Genomic DNA, 22,342 nt, shown 5'->3' on the forward strand with positions numbered 1-22,342 from the left:
GAGGAATTATGGAAGCATCTTTAACCACTGAAAAAACAGAAACGTTAGCAGAACAGCTGAAGCGTCAGACAACAACGGTGCATGAATCGCTGGATAAGCGAATTATTCGTGCCCGACCATTTGATTCGGAGCAGAACTACCTTGGTTTTCTGAAAATGCAATTGTGCTTCCACTGGCTGGTCAGGCCTTTGTTTAATGACCCGAACGTAGCGGCATTAATGGGCAATATCAGTCATGGATGTCGTTTTGATCAGGTGGTGCAGGATTGCCTGGATCTGAATCTTAACGTCGAACAACAGCAGCAATTATTAGCATCGGTTTTACCGCTAAAAGTTACCGCCGCTGAGGCCGTGGGCTGGATTTATACCATTGAAGGATCAAATATTGGCGGCGCATTTTTATTCAAAATGGCGAAGCAAATAGGCCTGAATGAAGATCGGGGGGCGTTGCATTTAGCCGGACATATTGACGGTCGGGCAAAACACTGGCGCGAGGTAAAACAGTGTATCAATCAGCTTGATCTGAATTCGGCTGAACAGCAACAAATGATTGCCGGTGCCCGTGACGCTTTTTCATTTGTACGTCATAAAGTGGAAGAGTTTTTGCCGGCATGCGACTGATTTATATCGTTCTGGCATGCCTCAGCCTGGTAATTGCTTTTATCGGAATTTTATTACCCGGTTTGCCGGCAACCGAATTTGTATTGCTGAGTGTCTGGCTTGCCGGTAAAGGCTCACCCCGACTTCAGGCCTGGATGTTACGTCAGTCGTTGATCGCCACGATTTACCACGACTGGCATAACGGCAGAGTTATCCGTCTTAAATTTAAGATCTGGTCAAGCCTGTCGATGTTGTTTTGCCTGAGCATGATGGTGCTGTTTATTGACCACATGTTATCAGTTGCGTTTGCTGCAACGGGGATGGCTATTGGAGCCTGGTACATCTGGAGCAGGCCGCATACGGTCGCGCATACCATGGAGGAGCTATCTGAATGAAAAGTATTATTTTCAGCGCGTTTTCTGTATTTATGCTGACGGCATGTTTTGGCGATGTGGGTTTAACCGATGAAGAACAGCAGTTGAATGATCGCCTGAATAAACCGCAGCCTGATCAAACCGATGCTCCGGGCAACAAAGAGAAAATCCAGCTTTATCTTGCTTCGGCGCGTTTTGCTGAAGGCAATACCTCCGTGTCAGGAGACGAAAGCCCGCAGAACAAAAAAGAAAACCAATTGTTGTTTGCTGTATCCCTGAATCGGCTGGCAGAAGAAAATATGACCGTTCATTACCAGCTGGAAAACGGGCTGGCAATCGCCGGTGTTGATTATCGTTTGCCGCAGAATCAAACCATAGTGATCAACAAAGGTCAGAGTCAGAGTTGGATAGCGATCGATTTAATCGCCGATAACGACTGGGAAATCAGCAAAGATCTGAGCATTAGTGTTACCCGGGTAGAACCGGATATCGCCAATATTATCACCAGTGAAGCCAGCGGCATTATCGCGAATGACGATGAGGTTATTATTCCTTTGGCTGATACCAGCAGTCTTGGCTCAATTAACACTGATGGCGAGTACAGTGACACCTGTGAAGGGCCTTATGCGCATTTGTTGGATTGCAGTTTCGGCAAGGACTTAAGCAGAAAAAATGCTTCCGGTTCAGAGAATTCCAGCATAGATACCACACGTTTTAATAAGTTAGATAATGATGGCAGCGTTTTGCCTGGGAGTGCGGTTAACTGGGCCTGTGTGCGAGATAATCAAACCGGTTTGGTTTGGGAGGCAAAACAGGACCTGGGCCGCGATCAATATCACAGCATCAACTCAAAGTTTACGGTACTGAATTCACGTTACTTCGATTGGGATGAAAGTTACCACCCACTGGCGTTAGCAGGCTCGGATAACATTCTTTCCGGTATACCCGATACACCGGTTGATAGTTATTCCTGGCGACCGGCAGAGGGAGCTGAAAAAACAGTGGTTTATATTGGCTCGCAGGACTGTGCTAATCCCCAATTTGTTTGCACTTCAGAGCAATATGCGCTGGAAATTAATCAGCGTGGACTCTGTGGCTTTAATGACTGGCATGTACCAGAAATAGAACAGTTATCCAGCCTTGTATCTAGTAATGATAAAACACCGGATGATGATTATTTTCCGTTCCCCGGAAACTTTATCAGCCATACCGCGGCTTATGACCTGCCTGTGCCGCTTAATCATATTAATCAGATAACCTGGATCAGTGATTCCGTGCTGGTGCTTAACGTAATGGGGGAAGCTGGCAGTACGAAATCGTCGAGAGTTGTCAGTAAGCCGCTCCACGGTGGATTTGGTGGCGACGGGATACCTGTGCATACCGAAAAATACGAGCTGATGCTGGTAAGGAAAGACGATGAATAATAAAACACTGTGGTTATTTTTAATCATTCTTTTACTGCCACAACGAAGCTATGCAGAAGTCGTCATAGAGCCATTGTTATCACACTGTGCGCCAGGCACAGAGGAGCAAGTGGCGAAACGCTATCAATTCTTTAACGACGGCAGTGTGTTGGATCGCCATACCGGATTGCAGTGGCAACGTTGTTTGCATGGCCAGACATTTAACAACCAGGGCACGGCATCCTATCAAGACGACCGCTGTGATGGTGACGTTATTGAAATTCGCTCCTGGCAACACTTGATGCAGCTGGCGGAGCAGCAATATCAGCAGGATAAACGCTGGCGATTACCCAATATTAACGAACTTAACTCAACAGCAGATAATCGTTGTTTATCGTTTAACCAGAAACCTGATCGAATCGTTCAGTTAGGTAATAGAAACAGTGTAATTTTTATATCAAAAGCCGTTACCAGAACACGAGCTGAAAACAGCAACATCGTGCAGCGGTATATTGAGCTTAGTAACTCGATCATTCCCGAGAGAAGAGTCTTTGTTAGAAAATCAACGGAAAGCAGATCATATCTGACCCCGGCTTTCTCCAGCTATCCAGATGATTCTCCTTTAGGTGTTTTTTCAAAAAGCACTTTGGCAGAAATAAGAAGTTGGTATCCGGAATACACCGATACTCATCACGATTATGCTATTCGCTGGGTAAAACAATATGAAAATTAAAATTGCCTTAATGATTTCTGTTGTTTTTATATCTGGCTGTCAGCTTGAATCTAAGACATCGGCCGATAATTTTGATCCATCTCAGGTGGTCGCTCAGGTGCGGGCAATTAATTTAACCGCATCTGCACAAAGCAATGGTGCAGTCCTTAGCTGGAAAGCCCCTGATGGCGTTGGAAACCTGAAGCTTTACAGCGCACGTGAGTCTATTAGCGAGCTGGATGACCTTAACAATATTCATACTCTTGAGCATGGTCTTGAAATAAATGTTGCAGGCAACCAGCACCATTTAACGGGTCTTGAAAATGGCCATTATTATTTCTTTTTGTTGGTTGGTTCGGGAATAACCGAGGTTGAGTTCCGGTCCCGGGAGATTCAGCTGTTGGTACGCGATCAGAGCATAGCTTTTCAGACACCCATTAATGACAGTGGCCGTTTGCAACCTGATATCGGAGTGTCATCGTGCCAGGCGCAGCACCAGGATTGTGGTTCCGGTCGCGACATGAGTCATAACGATAACAGCGATGGTTTTGCGGGGTTTAGTTTTACCAAGCTGGATCAGCAGGGTCGTGATTTAGCGGCCACTGCTGAGCAATGGCATTGTGCCAAGGATAATGTAACCGGGTTAGTGTGGGAAGTGAAAACTGACCATGCCGATCCGCGTAATCGGGACTTGCGTGATAAGCGTTGGCTATATACCTACTTTAACTCTTTATTTGTTGACGCAAATGGAACCGATGGCCCGCTACAAGGGCAAAGTTTTAATGGTGATGACGGTATTTATGGCGGAAAACCGGATAACGGCATTAACAGTGGTGAGGATTATTGTGGGAATAGCCAAAAGATCTGTACCACAGAACAGTATGTAAGGGATGTCAATGTCACGCAGTTATGTGGATTTTCAGATTGGCGCATTCCACGTTTTAACGAGCTGTATTCCCTGAAAATTTTGCAGGGAAGCTCTGCAGAAATTGACACCGATTACTTTCCACACACCCAAAAAAATTACTTGAGTGCGGACTATATGCTGAGTGACTGGTTCAACGCTGTTTACACTCCGGGAAGTGGCTTGCCGGAGGTGGTCGCCGGTGCGCAGGGAGTGATGACCGTGCATTTTAATGGCCACGTCAACGGAAGTAATAGTTATGGTTATAGCTTCGCGAAGAAGCATGGTAGCGTACGATTAGTTCGTGGGGGGCAATAATATGCGAAAGCTATTATTTATCATCGCCATCAGTTCTGAACTCTGCAGTCCGGACTTATTGCTGGCAGCTGAAATAAAAGAACAGCTGTGCGCGGAAAACCTGCCAGAATCAACGCCAAGTGAACACTTTATCGTTCAGTCAGACTCTGCAACTGTGCTGCATAAAACCACAAACTTAGTCTGGCATCGCTGTTTGCTGGGGCAACAGTTTGAACAAGGTCAGTGTAGCGGTGAACCAATTGTATTCTCTCAGCGTAATACAGCAGGAAAAATTCTGGCGGTCGATAATCCAGCATTGTCTCTGGAGCAAGAGCTGTTAAAAACCCCGGGTTGGCGCATTGCTAATGAAAAGGAACAGCTGAGCATTGTTGAATATCGCTGTGTATTCCCACGTTTAAATACGGAAATTTTTCCGGGGTACCGTAAAAGCTTCAGTGACAATAATCAGATATTTTCTTTAAGTGATTTTATCGGCAATAAAGGAGTGTATCGTCTGGTAAAAGATCACTGAAAAAGTAAAAAAATTTTACTCGATTCCGGCGGTCAGTCGTCAGATATATAAATGAGAGTAATTCTTATCTTTGATTGTCAAAGTTGAATACGCTCATCAGTCAGGAAGACGTTGTGTGGCATGACGCCGCTTTATCTGGCAGCAGGAGCTGCCAATAAATATCATTTATCAGGAATCGAAAATGACCATTACTATTAATGTAAATTCTGATCAGGGTCTGGACTCTTATCTGCAAAACTACCAAAGCAACTTCAGCGCGTCTGGTTGGGGTGGCTTCAACAGCTGGAATCCATTCGCGACCAGCGGCACGCAATACGCACAGGGTGAAGGCTCATTATTTAATGCTGGCGACACCAGCAAATTGGGATTCGTTGCCGGTGGTAACCTGGACTACACCTTATTCAGTGCTCCGAGCCACACATTGTACGGTGACCTGGACAGCTTAAGCCTGGGTTACGGTTTACAGGGTGTTTCCAACCGCAATCTGGCTGATGAAGACTTCTCTATCACAGGTCTGGATTTATCTGCGGCTAAAAGTGAAGGACGCGACGGCGTTGTTCATAAAGTTCTGTACGGATTAATGAAACCAAATAATGCAGTTGATGGTAACCAGGGCGTGCAGCATTTAATCGATGTATTAAATGCACAACAATTAAATGTTGTTGGTGGCAATGGTAATGATGTTGTTCACGGTTACGGTCAGAACGACACATTAACCGGTGGTAATGGTAACGACACCTTTGCTTTTGGTCAGTCATTCGGTACCGACACCATCACCGATTACCAGACCGGCGACAAAATCGATCTGAACGGTGCTGCGCAAACCGGTAACTCTGTCAGTGGCGGTAACCTGACCATCACGACTACCGAAGGCACCATTATTCTTAACGGTGTCAGCGATTATAACGACGTTGTGTTCGCATAAAAAAAGCGGATATCGGTAAGCCCTTTATCCGCCCGCACACAGGTTTCGCCTGGCAGCTGAGCTGTGTGCGGGTCTTATTATATGCTTTTACAACGGATATTCCTGTATGAATTCTGCCGTGTTTTCTGCAAACAACCTGACTAACTCATCATTACGCCGGATTTTATGGCAGGTATTTCGTCGTCGCCTGGGTGTGATTGCGCTGTTCAGTGCGGTGATTAATATTCTGATGCTGGCGCCATCAATTTATATGTTGCAGGTGTACGACCGGGTATTGGCTTCGGCTAATGAAATGACCCTGCTGATGCTGACAGGCCTGGTTATGGGACTGTTCGTTTTTATGGCTACTCTGGAGTGGCTGCGCAGTGTGTTGGTTATTCGTCTGGGTACCCAGATGGATCTGAAATTAAATAAAAAAATATTCAGTGCAGTACATCAGGCACAGTTAAACCGCCGCCATCAGAACACCGGGCAGGCGTTATCCGATCTCACCCAGCTACGCCAGTTCGCCACCGGCAACGCATTATTCGCTTTTTTTGATGCACCCTGGTTTCCGGTTTATCTGGCGGTGTTATTTTTGTTCCATCCGGCATTGGGGTGGCTGGCACTTGGTGGTGCTGTGTTGCTGGTTTTATTAGCCTGGGGAAATCATAAATTATCGCAACCGGGGTTAGATCGTGCGGCGGCGTTATCACTTGTAGCCAATCAACAAGCCAGCAGCCAGTTACAGAATTCTGAAGTTATCAGTGCCATGGGTATGTTGCCGCAATTACAGAATCGCTGGCTGGCAAAACACACTCAGCTTCTCGCCTGGCAAAATCAGGCCAGCGATCGTAGCGCGGCGATCAGTGCAGGCTCGAAAGGTGTAAGACTGGCACTGCAGTCATTAATTCTTGGTTTAGGAGCCTGGTTAGTACTGCAGCAGGAAATCTCCGCGGGAATGATGATCGCCGGTTCTATTTTAATGGGGCGTGTATTGGCGCCGATCGATTTATTAATCGCGGTGTGGAAACAATTCAGTGGCGCCCAGCAGGCATTTCAGCGACTGGAGCGGTTGCTGCATCAATATCAGCCACAAAGTCAGAAACTGAATTTACCGCAGCCACGTGGTGAGTTGTTACTGCAACAGGCCGCGGTTGCAGTACCTGGCGGCCAGCGTGCCATTGTCAGTCAATTGAATTTTGCCTTAGCGGCAGGAGAAAGTCTGGGCGTACTTGGCAGCTCAGGCTCGGGCAAATCGACACTGGCACGGTTAATGTGTGGCGCTGTGAATGCCGATGCGGGTGTGGTTCGTCTGGACGGTGCCGATCTGCGCCACTGGGATAAACAGCAACTTGGTCAGGCCATCGGATATTTACCCCAGGACGTACAGCTGTTTGCCGGGTCGGTGGCCGATAATATCGCTCGTTTTAGTCCGTCTTATGAGCAGCGTGATGACGATATTATTCAGGCTGCGCAAATGGCCGGTGTGCATCAGTTGATTCTGCAGCTGGCAAATGGCTACGACACGTTATTGGGTGACAATGGCAGTGGACTTTCCGGCGGGCAGCGCCAGCGAATTGGTTTGGCTAGAGCATTATTTTCTCAACCCAAATTAATTGTGCTGGATGAGCCGAATGCCAATCTTGATCAGGCAGGTGAGATGGCATTGCAGCAAACCATTCAGCGAATTCAGCAAGCCGGCTCAACCCTGGTGATGATTACTCACAAGGCTGAGCTGCTGAACGGTGTGGATAAATTACTGGTACTGGAGCAGGGCAATATTCGTGCTTTTGGCACACCGGAAAAAGTCCTGCAGACCATTGCTGCTAATCAACCAGCCGCAGGCCCTTCTCAGAAAAGCCAGCCACACACCAGTGACAGCCAGCCGTCGCCAGCAAAACCCGTTGTCAGCCCTATGCCGTCATTGAGTCTGAGTCTTTCCAGTGGTGGAGGTGGTCAATGATGCTTCCGTTCGTGCAGTTATTGCCGCAGGTCTTGCAACCCCGACAGTCGCAGCCAGACATCAGCCGTTTATGGAGCGACGAAGAACGGCAGCAAACGCCGCCGCTAAAAAGCAGCGACCGGCGTGTCCGCAGCTTAGGTCTCTGGCTGATCTGGGGTGGTTTTAGCGCCATGTTGCTGTGGGCCGCGCTTGCGCCTCTGGATAAAGGTGTCAGTGCCAATGGCCAGTTAGCAGTGTCGGGCAACCGCAAAATGGTACAACACCTGAGTGGCGGATTGGTTGATCAGATACTGGTAAAAAACGGTGATCAGGTGGCTGCCGGGCAGTTATTGCTGGAGCTGAACCCGGTGCAGGCCAAAGCCCGGTTTGTTTCATTACGCACTCAATATCTGAATCTCAAAGTACAGGTTGCGCGACTGCTGGCGGAAGCGGCCGGGGAGGCCATGATTCATCTGGTAGCAGATCCCTTGCTCGAACCCGCGGCATTAGCTGAGGTGTTGCCGTTGCAGCAGCAGCTGTTAAACAACCGCCAGTCAGCATTGCAGACTGAGCTATCGGCGATGGACGAAAGCATGGTGGGATTAAAAGCGTCGTTAACCGGGCTGATTAAATCGCGTCAGAGTAAGGAGTCACAGCGCGACAAATTAAATGAACAATTGCAGGGTTTAAGGCAGCTGGCTGCCGACGGTAATGTCGCACGTTATCAGTTGCTCGAGTCTGAACGCTTTTATGCTCAGATTGATGGCGCTATTTCCGAAGACATTGGTAAAACCGGGCGGCTGCAAAGTCAGATTCTTGAGCTGCAATTACGCCGTGCTCAGCGTCAGCAGGAATATCAGCGCGAAGTCAGCGCCGAACTGGCGCAGCAAAAGCTGACGCTGGATGATGTCTCCAGCCGGTTACAGGCGGCGCAGTTTGAGCTGGAAAATACCCGTGTGCTGGCACCGGTGGCCGGTACTGTGGTGGAAATGCAGGTATTTACCGAAGGGGGTGTGGTGCATGCGGGCAGTGAACTGATGCAGATTGTACCCAGTAACAGTGAGCTGATTGTCGAAGCTCAGTTGCGGCCGGACTGGGTTGATAAAGTTCGTCCTGGGTTGGAAGTAGAGCTGATGTTCAGCGCCTTTGACCAGAATTCCACACCACGATTATTTGGCGAGGTACAGCTGGTAGCCGCCGACAGCATTATCGATCAACGCAGCGGCGTATCGTTTTATCCTCTCACCATTGCCATCCATCACAGCAGTCTGGAGAAGGTTGAACATCTGGAATTTCGTCCCGGGATGCCGGTGCAGGTGATGATCAAAACCGGTGAGCGTTCGCTGCTGAATTACCTGTTTAAACCGTTACTCGACCGCACTCAAACCGCACTGACTGAGGAATAACCCCTGCTTTTGTATTGTTGCAAATGAAAATGATTCGCAATAGTATCGTTTTGCGGAATTCTAATACGGCGGGAAGATTGATGGATCAATGGAAGTTGCATATTCAGAGTGGCAACCGTCACTTTCTTGAAAAGCGCTACCTTGAAGCAGAACAGGACTATAACAAGGCCATTCTGCGTGCCCGGAAAATTTTTCCTGCCTGGTTTAATCGTCAGCAAGCCGTTGCGGCGCTGGTTGTCAGTTATCACAACCAGGCAGACGTTTTTAATGCCCAGAAGTTATTCAGCAAAAGTGAAGATATGTTGCGCGAGGGTTATGAGTTTCTGCAGCATGCTGCCGCGAAACAGCCGGTCGACGATGCTCTGATGAGTGGTTTGCGTTGCAGTTATACCCAGCTGCTCAAACACATCAAATCGCACGGCAGCCGTAATAACTACGTGCCACAACCCTTTGATTTCCGCATGTCTTCGACGTCCCACCCTGAAATAGAGGTTACTCAAAATGTCCCGACTCGTTAAAGCCGGACTGGCTCTTGGCCTTTCCGTTACTTCTGCTGCCAGCATGGCACACGTTGGTCATGACCACAGCAGCTGGGAAAGCCCGCTGATGCATGCACTGTTCTACGGTTCCATTGCGTTCGCTGGTGCCGCAGCGGTGTATTTTGCGCTGAAGAAAAAAACAGCAAAACAAGAACAACAAGGAGATCAGGAATAATGTTACATAACGTTCTTTCTCAACTGGATAAGCTGATGACGTTTGAGCGTGCCGACGCTCATTGTGATATCCCATGCAAAATTTACGACCCTCAGATCGCTCAGGTAGCGGCGCTGAGTGTTATTCGTTTCGTTGACCTGATTCAGGAAATTGCAGCGAAAGACGAACTGACCGTGGCTGATCAGGCACAGCTGTCTCGTCTGGTGCGTGAAAAAGAAATTCACGCGGCCAAAGTCAAAGACGAAGTACGCACCATGTGGGGCGATTACTTCAAGCAGCCGCAGTTTGAAAAATACCCGAACACCAACGAGCTGGTACACAGCATCATGCTGGCTGGTTCAGCGTGTAAACAGCACATTACCCGTGAGCCCGCAGAAAAGCTGCTGACGCTGGTGAATGAATTTGCGGCCAGCTTCTGGGCAACCAAAGGTGTTGATACCTTTACTGCAACCTGCCCGTATCCGCCGGAAGAGCAGGTGGTGTATCCGAAGCTGGGCTAATGGTTAAGTGCCTATGATCCGGATTCATAAAGTCAGGGGACAGAGTATGTCCCCGTCTTATAACGACGGCGATTTTGTTATCAGCCGTCGTAATTTCTTACGTCGCTACCAACTCGATGATGTTGTGGTTGTGCGTCACCCAACGCTGGGTGTGATTATTAAACGTATTGCCGCAATCAGTACCGACTATGAGTTTTGGTTGCAGGGTGATAATCCCGCCAGCACCAACAGTGCTGCCATGGGCTGGCTGCCAGCCAGCTGTATTCTTGGCAAAGTCTTCTGGCATGTACCGTCAGAGGTGCAACCGTCTGCGAAAGTCTGATACACAGGGCTTTCGACAATGTCTGCTTTGGCAGTATGATGTAACTATCCCAGGGGGTGGCCAGCCGTTAGTTTGGCCTGAGATGCTGAGGTTTATCCAACAACGTCATCATGTGAGTGATGTGTTTGGTTAAACAGCAAACCCCTTGAACCTGATCCGGTTAATACCGGCGTAGGAATGGGGAAGCTAAGGCTAATTGCAGTTTGTTGTATAGCCAGGGAAGCTGATCAGTTTTCTTCACGCTCGACATTACCGGGTCTCTCGTTTTTATAAACAGGAAGACCTGATGAACAAGTTCCCAACTCACTTCTTTGCTAAACGTGCATTTTTATTGTCGCCGTTGGCATTGGCCGTTTCTCTGACTGCTCGAGCTGAATCGGTTGAATTAGATGCCGTCACTGTGACCGCTGATTTCCGTCAGTCTGAAATCCAGGCTCTGCCTGAAGCGGTTACCGTTGTGGGTGAAGCCCAGATTGAACAACGTAATGCTGAGCATCTCGAACAGGTACTCAGCTATGCTCCGAACGTAAACTTTGCTGCTGGCAGTTCCCGTGCCCGCTTCTATCACATTCGCGGTATTGGTGAGCGTAGTCAGTTTATTGATCCGGTAAACCCTTCAGTTGGTTTGATGATTGATGGCATCGATATGACCGGGCTGGGCGGTGCGGCGACCTTATTGGATGTCGATCAGGTTGAAATTTTACGTGGGCCACAAGGTACCCGTTTTGGTGCTAATGCGCTGGCAGGAATGATTAATATTCGCTCCAAAGCACCTACAGAAGAGACCGAGGGCTACGTTAAAGGTCAGCTGGGAAATTATGGAACGCATGGCCAGAGTGGTGCAGTGTCAGGCGCTTTAACTGACAATGTTCAGGGACGTTTAGCGGTTTCAAGTTTTAAAACTGATGGTTACATGGAGAACGATCACCTGGACCGTGACAACACAAACAATATTGATGAAGTTGTTGTGCGTGGCAAACTCGCCGCTCAAATTAATGCGGATACCGATCTAAACCTGACCTATTTTTATACCGACATTGATAACGGTTACGATGCATTCAGCCTTGATCAGAATCGTACAACGTATTCCGATAATCCTGGTGTGGATGCACAAGAAAGCCATTCTTTTGCTCTGGATTTAAACTCAAAACTGTCTGACGCTGTTACTTTTGAAGCCGTATTAGCGACTTCAAAAGCAGATGTGAATTACAGCTACGATGAAGACTGGGCATTTGGCAGCTATGACAGCAGCTCCGGTAATTGTATCGTTGCTCAGGGGCCTTGTCTGGCGACACAAGATGGAGCTTATGGTTACAGCTCACTGGATCAGTATTTAAGAAAGTTTCAGCGTAATAGCCTGGATCTTCGCTTAATGTCAGGAGAGAACGGAAAAATCTTCGCCGGCACAACGGATTGGGTTGTTGGCCTTTACGCATTTAATCGTGATGAAGATTTATCCCGCAGCGTATTCCGCACCAATACCGGAGAGAATCGCGCCGATAAACGCGTAAAAAGCACGTTAAAAACGACTTCCTACTCTGTCTACGGTGAGCTTTCTACGATCATTTCGGATGATTTGCAGCTTATCTACGGTGCCCGATTAGAGAAGTGGAAACCCGACTATGACGATAATCGTATTTCAGATACTGATAATGACGAAACACTGAAAGGCGGTAAAGTAACGCTCGAATATATGCTGAACCAGAACCACATGTCGTATGTTTCTGTTGCCCGCGGTTATAAGGCTGGCGGCATTAATACGGAGCCTTCTTTAAAGGCTGCGGATCGCACCTATGACACCGAGTACAACAATACGATTGAGCTTGGTATGAAATCCTCCCTGCTGGATGACAAACTGAAAACACGCGTTGCTGCGTTTTACATTCAGCGAAAAGATCAGCAGGTGAAGCAATCATTTGTTGAAATTGATGAGAACAACAAACCAGACTTTACCGACTTTATCGCTAATGCGGGTAAAAGCCGTAATCAGGGTATTGAAATTGAAGGTAGCTGGGCGTTAAGTCCGCAACTGCAATGGGATTTCAGCGCGGGCTATCTGGATGCAGAGTTTGATGAATATCAGTTCAACGCTAAAGATAAAAAAGATCCTGCAAAAATTATTGTAAAAGATGGCCGTAAGCAAGCACATGCTCCTGAGTATACGGCTGCAACGGCTCTGGCTTATCAGTTTATGCCTGCCATGACTTTCACTGTAGAAAGTGAGGCAAAAGATAAGTTCTTCTTCTCGGATTCTCACGATAATGAGTCGAAACCCTACGTCCTGTGGCATGCACGTCTGGCTTATGAAGTTGAGCAATACGCAGTGGCTTTATATGGCCGCAACCTGACGGCTCAACGGGTAGAAACCCGTGGCTTTGGTTTTGGCAATGACCCAAGAGATAACTATGCCAATACTCATTGGACTCAATTGGGCGAACCTCGCTTGGTTGGTATCGAAGGCAAATATTCGTTCTGATAATTTTCAATGCCAGAATGAATAAGCTGAGTGTTTCAGCTCGCAACCGTCTGCCGCAGGGAAGCGGCAGTCGAGCCTATAGGGATATATTCACGGCGTGTTGCGACGAAATATTCTGCTTGTTCATTTTTAAAGCCAAATGAGGCATATATGGAACTTTCCGTAGAAATCAGTAAATACCCACTCGCTGACGATTATATTCCGGCGATTAAAGATTTTATCGAGCGCCTGCAGGCCACCGACGGATTATCCGTTGTGTGTAACACCATGAGCACCCAGGTGTTTGGTGATTATGATCTGGTGATGAATACCTTAAATGCTGAAATAAAACGCTCATTCGAACAGTTCGGCAAAGCGATTTTTGTCTGCAAATTTATCGGCACCAATTTAGACCCTGCTCTTAAGCCACATGGCTAAACCGGAATTTTTATGAACGATATTCTCTCCGCCATTGTTACCGCAGCTCAGGCCATGAGCCTCTGGGAAGTGGTCGCGGTATTTTTTGGCATTGCTTATCTGGTATTAGCCATCAGACAAAGTAACTGGTGCTGGTATGCCGGTTTTGCCAGTACCGCAATTTTCAGCTGGTTATTCTGGAATGTCAGTCTGGTGATGGAATCGGCGCTGAATATTTATTATTTGCTGATTGCGGTTTACGGCTGGTGGGCCTGGCGTCACGGTAATGCCGATGCCAGCCAGGAGCTGGAAATTCAGAGCTGGGGTTTAAAACAACACGGGTTGGCGGTTGCCGCGATTATCGGTTTAACCCTGATCAGCGGCTCGCTGTTAACTGCAAATACCACCGCAGCCTTACCTTATCTGGATTCCTTCACCACCTGGGGTTCGGTTATCACCACCTGGATGGTGACCCGGAAAGTGCTGGAAAACTGGTTGTACTGGCAGGTGTTTAACAGCTGCGCGATTATTTTATACATCGACCGTGAGCTGTATCTCACGGCGGTATTAATGGCTGTTTATCTGGTTCTGGCCGTGGTTGGCTGGATTAACTGGCGACGGGATTACAAAGCACAGCAAACACCGCTGGTGGCAGCTGCCTGAGACTAAACCCAAGGTCGTATATCGGAATGTTGTTCCCATGGCACGCAGCTGGCACTCTGTATGGTTAATAAAACGCTACCCACGGAGCGCCTTGTGTTACACCTGTTGGACGACTGGGCTAAATGGAAAGCTTGTGACCGCCGCCCTGATATCGGGCAAATTGAACCCTTGCCGGGCGGCTTAACCAATCAGAGTTTTATCCTGCATCTGGATAATGGTGATTACGTGTTACGGCTGGAAGCCGGTAACAGCGACGAGTTGGATATTCACCGTGATGTTGAGTATCTGGTGCATCAACAGGCCGCTGTTCTTGGTCTGGTTCCGAAAATTCTCTACCGCAGCCGCGACGATGATAAATACTGGATTCGTCAGTACCTCGATGGTGAGGTGGTGCGTAGTGGCACCCTCAATGACAATGTGCTGGATGAAATGGCGCGACTGCTGCACAAACTGCATCAGGTGCATGCCGACGAACGTATTCCGGTGTTATCCATCAGTGCTAAAGCACAGCGTTATTGGCTGGCGATTCAGCAGCATGCAAACGGTCAGCTCCCCCCTGAACTGGATGCCCTTTACCAGCGTCTGCAGCGTGTTCTGTCGCGCGCTCCGGACGATACATTATGCATTTGCCATATGGACCCAACACTGGGGAACTGGATAAAAACAACCAATGGATTACAGCTGGTCGACTGGGAATACGCCGCGTTAGGTCATCCGTTGTGGGATCTGGCGGCACTGGTACAGGACGCCAAGCTGAATGAGCAACAACAACAACGGTTATTAAATCAGTATTTTTCTGGCGAGGGTTTTGATCGTCACGCCTGGCGTCATGCACAGACGCAAATGAAATACATCGCTGCGCTGTGGTACGCCGCTCAGGGCATCTGGAGTTTGCGTGAACTGGAAACCTACTTGCTGACATTGGCTGCCGTCGATTTATGATGGCCTGACGACACTTACCACCCTGTTTTTTTTCCGCAGTTTTTTTACACTGACGCGATCAACAATCAGGACGTAAATGTGGCCAATTTCCCTCTGAAAATTTTTGCCGGTAGCGAAGCGCTGGCACATATCCGCCAACAGGGTTTAACAGCAAACGACATTGAAATGGTGTTAGGTGCCTCCGGTGGCCCTAAATGGTTATCGCTGGCAGCGATCGATCGTTACTTGCTGAGTGAATGGTTTGCCGATCGAGAAAAACCGCTGCATGTTATGGGCACATCCGCCGGTGCCTGGCGCACGGCCTGTTACGCTCAGAATGATCCACTGGCTGCTCACGCACGCTTTCAAAAAGCTTATGTTGAGCAGAATTATTCCGATAAACCCACCGCTGAAGAAGTTGCTGCAGGGTGTGTTCATATTCTCGAACAGGTACTGGCGAATAATGGTGCGGCGCAGATTATTAATAATCCCAAAGTGCGCTATCACACGGTTGTAGCACGCTGCCGTGGCCTGGCTGCCAGCGATCAGAAACATATTCAGTCGATTGGTTTGGCGGGGGCGATGCTCGCCAATCTGGTTTCCCGTGGGGCGATGCGTGGTCTGATTGAGCGCACCTTTTTCCATCATCCGGAAAAACCACCCATTGACCATTTCCCCCATTTGCCTGCAGCCCATGTGGCCTTAACCGAACAGAATATTAAACCGGCATTACTGGCTACCGGCGCAATTCCGCTGGTGATTTCCGGAGTGAAAAATATTCCCGGTGCCGCTCGTGGTACTTATCGTGATGGCGGCGTGACCGACTACCAGTTTGACCTGCCGGTGTATCCGGAGCGTGGCTTTGTACTGTACCCACACTATTTTGCCCGGGCACCGAAAGGTGGCTGGTTTGATAAAAAACTGCGCTGGCGCACTGCATCGCGGGAACATTACAAGCGCACCATCATTGTTGCGCCGAGCTGGGAATTTGCCGCGACGTTACCGGGTGGCCAGATTCCTGATCTGCAGGACTTTTACGATTTTAAATATCCGGAGCGACGTCAACGTTGGGACACGGCGTTGCAGCAATGTGAAGCCCTCGGCGAAGCGTTTGCCGATCTGGATCAGAATAACCGTTGGGCAGAAGTGGCGGAGCCACTTCCCTGGTAGGCATTAACTTTGCTCTGAGTTAACTCTTCTGGGAATAAGTACAGAGCCGCTGCCATAGTCGACATGGCTGCGGCCCGCTTATATCAGCCGTTCAGATCGCGTACCAGACGGCTGATGTTTTCAATGTCATGTTGCTGGGCAGCAATATCACGTGACGAATCTTCGGTTGCGGTTTGTAATTGAGCAACCGATTCACTGATATTCGCCATGGTTTGTTGCACCGTTTCAGAAATCGATACCGTTTCCTGGGTATCGGTAACTGCGCCATTAACCAGCTCGGTAATTTCCTGGGTGGATTGGGCTGAGTGATGTGCCAGCTGTCGAACCTCATCAGCAACGACAGCAAAACCACGACCATGCTCACCGGCACGGGCCGATTCAATCGCTGCGTTTAATGCCAGTAAATTGGTTTGTTCTGCGATGGCCTGAATGCGATCCACAATGCCGTTAATTTCGCTGTTTTTCGCTGAAACCTTATGGATGCGTTCCGACATATTTTCGACGGCATGACGACCCTGTCCGATAAAATCGAGTGCTTCGGAAACTTTCTGATTGGTGTCCGCCAGGGTATCGCAACTGCGGTGCATACCGTCACTGACTTGTTGCACGGTTTCGTTCACATCATTAATCAGAGCCGCCTGACGTTCGCCCTGGGCGGCTTTTTCCAGTTCAGCGATTTTACTGGCGTGGATATCAATCACTGAGCCCGATGCTGATAACGCCTGACCATTATTATCACGGCTGCACTGGCCCTGAACATTAAACCAGTGATAGTCGCCGTTTTTCTTTTTCATGCGGAACTGGTGGTCGTAAGGAGTGCGGCCACTGCGATCGTTTACATGGGCAGAGAAGGCTTCCATGGTTGGGCCAATATCATCCGGGTGCAGAATACCGAACCAGGCTTCCGCAGTATCCGGAAAATCACTGACACCGGCGTAACCCACCAATTCGCGAAAACGTGGCGTGTAGTAATAGACGTTATCCGAGTGGCCAACATCACCATGGACAATGGTCATATCCCACAGTCCGGCACCGGATGCGGTGCTGTATTGGTTTAACCGGCGTTTATCTTCTGCACATTGCTGCTGTTCCTGTTGCGCATCGCTGATCAGACCACCGAGGGTAATCAGCTGGCTACGGATGCAATCCAGCTCGCTGGGAATTTTCGCCGTTTCGCCGCTCTGAACTGTACGGATCCATTTGTCTAACGAAGAAGCCAGGCGGCTTTTACTGACGAACATGTTGCTCTCTTTCCTGAATTACAATCTGTTCCGGAAAGTGTAGTCATTGTTTGGCTGATCGGTTGGGTGATGATGAATAAAGGTCAGAGTTTATTGACTCAACCGCACTGTTTATCCGGCCTTTATTGCCATGGTGTCGGTTGCAACAGCAACGCAGAATAACCAGTCTCTCAATAATGGAAAGATGATGATGAAGGTTTTAATTCTGTTGCCGGAATGCGATTACGATCCAACGGAAAGTGGTCTGCCGTGGAAAGCCATGGCCGATGCTGGCATAGACATCACCTTCACGACGCCGGAGGGAAAACCGTCACCAGCAGACACGCGTTTAACCAATAAGGGATTTTCATTGCTGTCGCCATTTCTGATGACACGCAAGCCGGATATCTCAACCTATTTTGAAATGGCCGACAGTGTCGTATTTAACAACCCGCTGCCCTACAGCGCGGTTCAGCCACAGAACTACGATGCGTTATTAATTCCCGGAGGCCATGCGCCGGGTATGAAAACCATGATGGAGTCGGAAACCGCACATCAGATTTGTCGTTATTTTATGGAGAATAATCTGCCGTTGGCCGCAGTCTGTCATGGCGTGCTGGTGTTATGCCGGGCTAAAGGGGCTGATGGTAATTCGCTGATTTATGGCAAACAAACCACTGCGTTGCCAGCATCAATGGAACTGGCTGCCTGGGCGGTGACCGTTCCCTGGCTTGGGCATTATTACCGTACGTATCCCACTACGGTGGAAGCAGAAGTCAAAGTCAGTGTTGGCCCAAATGGTAAATTCCACAAAGGTCCTTTTTTACCGCTGCGTGACAGTTATCAATCACATCGTTTTGGTTTTACTGTGCGCGATGGTAACTACTTGTCAGCTCGCTGGCCGGGCGACTGTAATACGTTTGCTGCGCAGTGGCTGGACTTGCTGCAGCAGCATCAGGCGCAGCAGAAGCAGGTCGCCTGATTGTAAAATCCGGTTAACTCTCCGGCGGAGCACTTTCTTTCGTTCCGGCGGTCATTAAACTGGTCGCCATTCCGGATTACCGGAGTGGAGGAATAAAAATGAAATTTGTTGTACTGACGATTGCAGTGCTGTTCACCAGCGCCTGTGCTCATAAAGATAAACTGGTCAGCGTTGCTAAAGACAATGCTAAACCTGTGTATGAAAACTGCGTAAAAGAATACAAGCAGACCATGTCTGATTCCGATGCGCGTAAAGCTTGTACCAACAAGCTGAAAGAAGGCTACAAGGCGGCTACCGCTAAGTAAGCTGAAAGCCATTCGGGGTTACCCGGATGGCTTTTGTTTTTCCTCTTTATCGTTCTGCTTTGCAGCAGCAGCTTTTCTCCGTTTTTGCCTTTGGCTTCGCTCTTCTTCTTTTTTTTTCATCGATTTTCGCCGATTTCTTGTGATCAGTGCTGAATCGCCGATTTATTGCCATTATGCGCCATTACCACTTTTACTGACGATCAGTTACCAGATGTTTAGTCAGGCGATATTCTGAGTTGAATTTGGCGTGAGGCTGTCGGATTGCGCCACTTTCAGGGTTTTTATCCGCCATTTCAGATACATGTCGACACAGGATCGGCCCTATTTGTCTTATTGATTCCCTTGTTATTCCTGCGCCGGAAAGCGTATTAAGACACCAACCTATCCGTTAAGAGGTATGGAGGATTAGCATGAGAAGAACTTATCTTGCGGCCGCGGTATTTTCCGCGTCGTTATTAACCGCGTGTGGTGGTGCTGGGGAAGGCACCGGAGATGGCAACCCAACGGCTGGCGGCGGGACTAACCCGACCGATCAGGGACAGCAGCCAACCAAACCAACACAGCCAACAGAACCAACCGATCCGGTTGTCGTTTCAAAAAATTTAAGTGGTCAGATCACGGGTTTCAGTGGTGGCGACCAGGCATTCGTGACCCTCAGTGGCGGTGGTGAATTACACACCACCCGTATGAACGAGCAGGGGGGATATCAGTTTGAAGGGCTGACGCCGGGTGTTAATTACAGCGTTAAAGTTCAGGCGCCGGGTTACAGCCAGACCGCCAGCGTGACCACCACGACGGGTAACAGCAATGCCGATGTGGCCGTGTCTGTTGTTCCTAACCCGGATGGTGATCATGTTTATCGTTATACCTGGGAAGATGATGGCGAAAGCGTTTCTGGTCTGGAATACGCATCGGCGATCAATCAGCCACTGGCCGTGGAAATTGAAGGGCTGGAAAAACAGGTTCCGAACATTGCTGCGGCACAAATGTTATACCGCGACTACCGCGTCGTGTTGGATGACTCCGGCGATATCGCCTGGACTCAGGCTCATGCCTATCGTTTATTGGAAACCCTGCGTCAGGTGCCACAAAAGCACTGTGACACCGACGTCACCAATAATGGTTCAGAGTTAGGGCTGCCTTGTAATCCTAAAGATCTGAAAGACACCAGCTGGAAATTAAGCAACGGTGAAGTGGACCAGTTTATTGCGGTGGACGGCCAGCAAGTAACTCTGGATACCGACGCATTCACTTATGCTAATCCGTTAATTGCCAATGTTGATGGCCGCCGTGGTCGTTTCTATTCAAAATCTCTGCACCACGCCGTGGTGAATTACATCACCAAAGGTGGCAGTGATTTAGTTAAAGCGAACTTTATTCTGGAAAACCGTTTTGGCGTGACCATCGATACCCGTGGTAACGGTAAATTCAGCAACCTGAATTCCGCCTACCGCAATCATGCGGTGATTGCTGAAGATCGCGAAGCGTCTGCCTGGCAGTCGTTTACGCCGGAAGAAATTCTGATTGTGATTAACCAGCTGGAAGAGATGCCCCAGGGATTGCATGTTATTCGCGATAAAAACGATGCGAACCGTGGTTTGAAATATCTGTTCCGTCGTGCCAATGCACATGATCATCCGTTATACCCAGACGCACCTGCGGTGGCCTGGCCAACGGCTGGTTACATCGAATTTATGGAAAAGGCTTTTAAAGGCAGTAATTTCGAACATATGCAGCGCTTAGTGTTGCATGAAAAAGCGCACTTCTTGTGGCACTACGTCGTCACTCGTGAGATGAAACTGGAGTGGTTGCAATTATCTCAATGGTACCGTGTGGATGGTGACGACAGTGAAGCGAAACTGACCGAACTGTTGCAACAAAATCCATACAGCACTGTGGTTGATAACACGGCACATACTCATGGCTCTGAATATCAGATTGATCGTGACAATATTACCGTGGATGCCAGTGACGGCTGGTCCGCGCGTAAAACCACGAACTTTGTTTCTGGTTATGCGCAGCTGAAAAACCCGAACGAAGACCTGGCTGAAAGTGTGTCTTATTTTCTGATTAATCCGGATAAATTACGCTCCCGTGCTCCGGCGAAATACGAGTTTATTCGTGATCGTTTAATGGCGGGTGTAACTTATCTGCAAGCGATCCGCGATGATTTAACCTTCGAAGTGCTGAATCTGCATCCGGATTATATTTACCCGGGAAAAATCAAAAAAGTTGATATCACAGTGAAAGGTGCTGCGGATAAAGACAAACAAATTACAGTTGATCTGCAGCTGCACACCACTGGTGAAAACTGCAAACTGGATTCGTGTCTGGAAGGTGCATCACGAGCCTTTACCCGTTTATTCAGCGACGCTGATACCTTTAAAGATATTTATTTTTATCCGGTGAGTGCATCCGGAAGCCGACGTTCGGTATCCGATCGTTTGCGTGCAACCTTCACGCTGGCCAATACCGTTAAAAACGGCTGGTGGGCTCCGGCGCAAATTACCGTCAGTGATCCAACCGGTAACGAACGTTATCAGCGCAGCACCGATTATGGCTGGCAGCTGTATATCAATAACCCGGGTGAAGACACGGTGGCTCCGGAATACGTAGCCAACAGTTTAACGCTGGATTTAAGTGATGAGCGTCTGGTGCGTGTCAGCAACGGCCAGGTGTCCGGTAACTGTAGTGATGTATCCGCTGCCAACTGCCGTGCGGTACGTGTGATGACTGCCGAATGGGACGTTGATGAAGATGTGAAAATGGCCGACAGCTCTGCGTGTTTTGCCCGCTTCGCACATCAGTCTTATTCCAGTTATTCAGAAGACGTGTACGGCAACTTCCGCGAAAATGTTAACGGCGATATTGATGGCCAGTGCAAAATCACGATGTACACCACCGAGTACCATCGCCATGGTCAGTATCGTGTTGGCCACGTGTCGATGCGCGACCGTGCATTAAATCGTAACAGTGAAAACTTCTCCGACAATCATTCAACCCGTGAAGCGTCGCCGAAGGTAAATCTGAATGATTCTGCTAACCCGGATTCTGTTGCTCCGGAAATGAGCATTGCTAACTGTAATGCACCGCAGGACGGTCGTTGTATTTCGATTTCAGCCGTGCCGGTAAACGCTGATAAACCAAATGGCGAAACCCGGGTAACCATTAAATACTGGGCCAGAGATGATAAGTCCGGCTTAGGGACAGTGGCTTATAATCTGCGTGATCCACAGGGCAAAGATCATTTCTATTATGCGTCTCATGCCAATACACATACCTTGTTCTTCCATGGCGACCCTGCTGCCTGGACCAGCTATACCGAAACGGTTGTATTACCGGCAGGTTCGGCTCCGGGTACCTGGGGACTGGCGAATATGGTGTTGCATGATAAGGCCGGTAATCGCAAAACCTATGACTTTACCGAAACGCTGATCTTTGAACCGTTTGAAGTTCAGTAATTGATTTAATACGTCATCGTATTGAAATAAAAAAGCCGGCTCAGTCCGGCTTTTTTATTGTCTGCGTGAGCTGTTTACATTGAGTCGTCTGTTAATTGGCGCTTTTCCGGGGAAATGCGTCAAGCGTTATAGAGGC

22 protein-coding genes and 1 riboswitch are annotated in these 22,342 nt (G+C 48.7%); of the genes, 21 read left to right on the forward strand and 1 reads right to left on the reverse strand.

From position 1 onward, the window contains the following. The first annotated feature begins 8 nt into the window (after window positions 1-8). The 18 genes from ACOQOZ_RS14820 to ACOQOZ_RS14905 all read left to right on the forward strand — a co-directional run bounded on the left by ACOQOZ_RS14820 (window position 9) and on the right by ACOQOZ_RS14905 (window position 16,238). Window positions 9-620, forward strand: coding sequence for a biliverdin-producing heme oxygenase (locus ACOQOZ_RS14820; RefSeq protein ID WP_420588930.1), 612 nt, complete (start codon window positions 9-11; stop codon window positions 618-620). Then, the gene (locus ACOQOZ_RS14825) at window positions 611-994 is read left to right on the forward strand and encodes a YbaN family protein (RefSeq protein ID WP_420588931.1); all 384 of its coding nucleotides are present in this window, start codon (window positions 611-613) and stop codon (window positions 992-994) included. The genes ACOQOZ_RS14820 and ACOQOZ_RS14825 overlap by 10 nt, the downstream gene beginning before the upstream one ends. Beyond that, a complete protein-coding gene (locus tag ACOQOZ_RS14830; RefSeq protein WP_420588932.1) occupies window positions 991-2,397 on the forward strand; it encodes a DUF1566 domain-containing protein in 1,407 nt (468 codons plus the stop codon). Before ACOQOZ_RS14825 ends, ACOQOZ_RS14830 begins: the two co-directional genes overlap by 4 nt. After that, the gene (locus tag ACOQOZ_RS14835; RefSeq protein ID WP_420588933.1) at window positions 2,390-3,109 is read left to right on the forward strand and encodes a DUF1566 domain-containing protein; all 720 of its coding nucleotides are present in this window, start codon (window positions 2,390-2,392) and stop codon (window positions 3,107-3,109) included. Before ACOQOZ_RS14830 ends, ACOQOZ_RS14835 begins: the two co-directional genes overlap by 8 nt. Further along, window positions 3,099-4,310: a DUF1566 domain-containing protein gene (locus ACOQOZ_RS14840; RefSeq protein WP_420588934.1), complete on the forward strand. Its 1,212-nt coding sequence runs from the start codon at window positions 3,099-3,101 to the stop codon at window positions 4,308-4,310. The genes ACOQOZ_RS14835 and ACOQOZ_RS14840 overlap by 11 nt, the downstream gene beginning before the upstream one ends. Before the next feature lies 1 nt (window position 4,311). After that, on the forward strand, window positions 4,312-4,821 hold the full coding sequence (locus tag ACOQOZ_RS14845; protein ID WP_420588935.1) for a hypothetical protein: 510 nt from the start codon (window positions 4,312-4,314) through the stop codon (window positions 4,819-4,821). Between the two features lie 181 nt (window positions 4,822-5,002). Further along, a complete protein-coding gene (locus tag ACOQOZ_RS14850; RefSeq protein ID WP_420588936.1) occupies window positions 5,003-5,746 on the forward strand; it encodes a heme acquisition protein HasA in 744 nt (247 codons plus the stop codon). A 106-nt stretch (window positions 5,747-5,852) separates the two neighbouring features. Then, window positions 5,853-7,691 (forward strand): type I secretion system permease/ATPase, encoded by a 1,839-nt coding sequence (locus ACOQOZ_RS14855; RefSeq protein ID WP_420588937.1) that lies wholly within the window; start codon window positions 5,853-5,855, stop codon window positions 7,689-7,691. Further along, window positions 7,688-9,076, forward strand: a complete 1,389-nt coding sequence (locus ACOQOZ_RS14860) for an HlyD family type I secretion periplasmic adaptor subunit (protein ID WP_420588938.1) — start codon at window positions 7,688-7,690, stop codon at window positions 9,074-9,076. Before ACOQOZ_RS14855 ends, ACOQOZ_RS14860 begins: the two co-directional genes overlap by 4 nt. An 80-nt stretch (window positions 9,077-9,156) precedes the next feature. Beyond that, window positions 9,157-9,594, forward strand: a complete 438-nt coding sequence (locus ACOQOZ_RS14865; RefSeq protein WP_420588939.1) for a hypothetical protein — start codon at window positions 9,157-9,159, stop codon at window positions 9,592-9,594. Then, entirely contained in the window at window positions 9,578-9,790 is a 213-nt protein-coding gene (locus ACOQOZ_RS14870; RefSeq protein WP_420588940.1) for a hypothetical protein, read from the forward strand. The genes ACOQOZ_RS14865 and ACOQOZ_RS14870 overlap by 17 nt, the downstream gene beginning before the upstream one ends. Further along, window positions 9,790-10,290, forward strand: a complete 501-nt coding sequence (gene sodN, locus ACOQOZ_RS14875) for a superoxide dismutase, Ni (protein ID WP_420588941.1) — start codon at window positions 9,790-9,792, stop codon at window positions 10,288-10,290. Before ACOQOZ_RS14870 ends, sodN begins: the two co-directional genes overlap by 1 nt. 13 nt (window positions 10,291-10,303) lie before the next feature. Beyond that, the gene (locus ACOQOZ_RS14880; RefSeq protein WP_420588942.1) at window positions 10,304-10,612 is read left to right on the forward strand and encodes a S26 family signal peptidase; all 309 of its coding nucleotides are present in this window, start codon (window positions 10,304-10,306) and stop codon (window positions 10,610-10,612) included. A 42-nt stretch (window positions 10,613-10,654) separates the two neighbouring features. Continuing rightward, window positions 10,655-10,807: riboswitch (TPP riboswitch) on the forward strand. A 91-nt stretch (window positions 10,808-10,898) separates the two neighbouring features. After that, complete coding sequence (locus tag ACOQOZ_RS14885; RefSeq protein WP_420588943.1) at window positions 10,899-13,088, forward strand: TonB-dependent receptor; 2,190 nt, start codon at window positions 10,899-10,901, stop codon at window positions 13,086-13,088. A gap of 150 nt (window positions 13,089-13,238) precedes the next feature. Further along, window positions 13,239-13,505 (forward strand): YkoF family thiamine/hydroxymethylpyrimidine-binding protein, encoded by a 267-nt coding sequence (locus tag ACOQOZ_RS14890; RefSeq protein WP_376864905.1) that lies wholly within the window; start codon window positions 13,239-13,241, stop codon window positions 13,503-13,505. 12 nt (window positions 13,506-13,517) lie between these two features. Continuing rightward, window positions 13,518-14,147 carry a nicotinamide riboside transporter PnuC gene (gene pnuC, locus ACOQOZ_RS14895; protein ID WP_420588944.1) on the forward strand — a complete coding sequence of 210 codons (630 nt, stop codon included), beginning with the start codon at window positions 13,518-13,520 and terminating at the stop codon, window positions 14,145-14,147. A 93-nt stretch (window positions 14,148-14,240) separates the two neighbouring features. Then, the gene (locus ACOQOZ_RS14900) at window positions 14,241-15,089 is read left to right on the forward strand and encodes a phosphotransferase (RefSeq protein ID WP_420588945.1); all 849 of its coding nucleotides are present in this window, start codon (window positions 14,241-14,243) and stop codon (window positions 15,087-15,089) included. A gap of 78 nt (window positions 15,090-15,167) precedes the next feature. Continuing rightward, window positions 15,168-16,238, forward strand: coding sequence for a patatin-like phospholipase family protein (locus ACOQOZ_RS14905; protein ID WP_420588946.1), 1,071 nt, complete (start codon window positions 15,168-15,170; stop codon window positions 16,236-16,238). An 83-nt stretch (window positions 16,239-16,321) separates the two neighbouring features. Here the strand turns inward: ACOQOZ_RS14905 and ACOQOZ_RS14910 are convergent, their stop codons facing one another. Next, window positions 16,322-17,479, reverse strand: coding sequence for a PAS domain-containing methyl-accepting chemotaxis protein (locus ACOQOZ_RS14910; RefSeq protein WP_420588947.1), 1,158 nt, complete (start codon window positions 17,477-17,479; stop codon window positions 16,322-16,324). Between the two features lie 187 nt (window positions 17,480-17,666). Here ACOQOZ_RS14910 and ACOQOZ_RS14915 point away from each other — a divergent pair, with 187 nt between their 5' ends. From ACOQOZ_RS14915 to ACOQOZ_RS14925, 3 genes are all read left to right on the forward strand, one after another. After that, window positions 17,667-18,440, forward strand: a complete 774-nt coding sequence (locus ACOQOZ_RS14915; RefSeq protein ID WP_420588948.1) for a type 1 glutamine amidotransferase domain-containing protein — start codon at window positions 17,667-17,669, stop codon at window positions 18,438-18,440. A gap of 98 nt (window positions 18,441-18,538) precedes the next feature. After that, complete coding sequence (locus tag ACOQOZ_RS14920) at window positions 18,539-18,745, forward strand: hypothetical protein (RefSeq protein ID WP_420588949.1); 207 nt, start codon at window positions 18,539-18,541, stop codon at window positions 18,743-18,745. Between the two features lie 410 nt (window positions 18,746-19,155). Then, a complete protein-coding gene (locus ACOQOZ_RS14925; protein WP_420588950.1) occupies window positions 19,156-22,206 on the forward strand; it encodes a carboxypeptidase-like regulatory domain-containing protein in 3,051 nt (1,016 codons plus the stop codon). Window positions 22,207-22,342: the final 136 nt, after the last annotated feature.

This window comes from Bacterioplanoides sp. (genome assembly GCF_965219715.1).
Lineage (GTDB): Bacteria > Pseudomonadota > Gammaproteobacteria > Pseudomonadales > Oceanobacteraceae > Bacterioplanoides.